This window comes from Paraburkholderia silviterrae (genome assembly GCF_004353915.1).
Taxonomy (GTDB): Bacteria; Pseudomonadota; Gammaproteobacteria; order Burkholderiales; family Burkholderiaceae; genus Paraburkholderia; species Paraburkholderia silviterrae.
This window is the reverse complement of sequence record NZ_SMRP01000055.1, coordinates 24,972-27,078: the sequence shown is the minus strand read 5'-3', so window position 1 is coordinate 27,078 and position 2,107 is coordinate 24,972. Positions and strand designations below refer to the sequence as shown.

Sequence of the window (2,107 nt, the reverse complement as noted above, 5' to 3'; positions counted from 1 at the left end):
GAGCACCGAGATCAGGATGGAAAGGCCAGGCATCGTGACGATCCACCAGGCGCTGTCGATATAGTCGCGCGCCGAGGCGAGCATCGCGCCCCACTCGGCGGCGGGCGGCTGCACGCCCAGGCCGAGAAAGCCGAGCGCGGCCGCATCGAGAATCGCCGAGCTAAAGCCGAGCGTCGCCTGCACGATCAGCGGCGCCGTGCAGTTGGGCAGCACCTGCGAGAACATCAGGCGCAGCGTGCCGGCGCCGGCCACGCGCGACGCCGTCACGTACTCCTTATGAAGCTCGCCCAGCGCCGAGCCGCGCGCAAGACGCACATAGCCCGGCAGCGCCACGATCGCGATCGCGAGCATGGTGTTGGTGAGGCCCGGGCCGATGATCGCCACCACGGCGACGGCCAGCAGCAGCGAGGGCAGCGCGAGCAGCACGTCCATCAGACGCATGATCGGCGTATCGGCCCACTTCTCGAAGAACGCAGCGACGAGCCCGAGCACGATGCCCGGAATCAGCGCGAGCACGACCGACACGCAGCCAATCCACAGCGACAGGCGCGCGCCGTACATCAGGCGCGAGAGGATGTCGCGACCCGCTTCGTCGGTGCCGAGAATGAACTTCCAGTTGCCGCCGTCGAGCCAGGCGGGCGGAATCTTCACGTAGTCGCGATATTGCTCGATGGGGCTGTGCGGCGCGAGCACGGGCGCGAAAACCGCCAGGAAGACGAGCAGCAGCACGATCACGCCGGCGCCCACGGCGCCCTTGTTGCGCGAGAAGTTCGCCCAGAATTCGCGCAGCACGAGCGCGCGGCCCGAAGGCGGTGTGACGGCGGCAGGCACGGTGTTCAGAATGTCAGCCATCACGCCTCCTTGTCCTGAATGGTTTGTGGGGTGGACTTGTTCATGATGTGGCTTACCTCGTGTGGCGGATGCGCGGATTGAGCACGCCGTACAGCAGATCGACGACCAGGTTCACGACGATCACGAGGGTCGCGATCATGAGAATGCCGCCCTGCACCACCGGATAGTCGCGGCGGCTGATCGCGTCGATCAGCCATTTACCGATGCCGGGCCACGAGAACAGCGTTTCGGTGAGCACGGCGCCCGCAAGCAACGTGCCGACCTGCAGGCCGATCACCGTCACCACGGGAATCAGCGCATTGCGCAGCGCATGCACGACGATCACGCGCAACGGCGAGAGGCCCTTCGCGCGCGCGGTGCGGATGTAATCCTCGCGCAGCACTTCGAGCATTGACGAACGCGTCATGCGCGCGACCACCGCGAGCGGAATCGTGCCGAGCACGATCGCGGGCAGGATCAGATGCGAGAGCACCGACCTGAACGCGCCTTCATCGGTGCCGGGCAAGAGCGAGTCGATCAGCATGAAGCCCGTGACGTGCGGAATGTCGAACTCCACGGCGATGCGCCCGGAAACCGGCGTCCAGCCCAGCTTCGACGAGAACACCATGATGAGGATCAGCCCCCACCAGAAGATCGGCATGGAGTAACCGGTGAGCGCCGTGCCCATCACGCCGTGATCGACCACGGTACCGCGCCTGAGCGCCGCGAACACGCCTGCCGGAAGCCCGATCGCGAGCGCGAACATGAGCGCGCAGATCGACAGTTCGACGGTAGCGGGAAAGCGCGCGAGGAATTCGCCCATCACGCTCGTGTTGGTGATGATCGAGGTGCCGAGATTGCCTTGCAGCGCGTGGCCGACGTAGTGCAGATACTGCATCGGCAGGGGCTCGTCGAGCCCGAGGCGGTGCATTGCGTCGGCATGCATTTGAGGATCGACGCCGCGCTCGCCCATCATCACTTCGATGGGGTCGCCCGGAATCAGGTGGATGAGTGCGAACGCGAGGATCGTGATACCGATGAAGGTGGGTATCACCATGCCGATGCGGCGCAATACGAAGCGGAACATGTGGTGTTCCCCCAAAAGCCAGGAATGAAACGCTACCGGCGACAGGGGCTCGTGACCCCGGTCGCCGGACCATTTTTCGAACAGATAGTCCGTGTAGGTGCTAACTGAGCGAAAGTGAGTGGAACGCTACGCGACAAACATCACTGCATGCTCACGCCATCGAAGCGCGCGTAGCCGAGCGGTTCGATA

The 2,107-nt window shown here is 64.7% G+C and carries 2 protein-coding genes; both read right to left on the bottom strand.

The features are described from left to right. Positions 1-852, bottom strand: an 852-nt coding sequence (locus tag EYW47_RS39600; RefSeq protein ID WP_240764125.1) for an ABC transporter permease subunit, incomplete at its 3' end; no start/stop codon positions are given. 52 nt (positions 853-904) lie between these two features. Beyond that, positions 905-1,918 carry an ABC transporter permease subunit gene (locus EYW47_RS39595; RefSeq protein WP_133200241.1) on the bottom strand — a complete coding sequence of 338 codons (1,014 nt, stop codon included), beginning with the start codon at positions 1,916-1,918 and terminating at the stop codon, positions 905-907. Positions 1,919-2,107 lie beyond the last annotated feature (189 nt).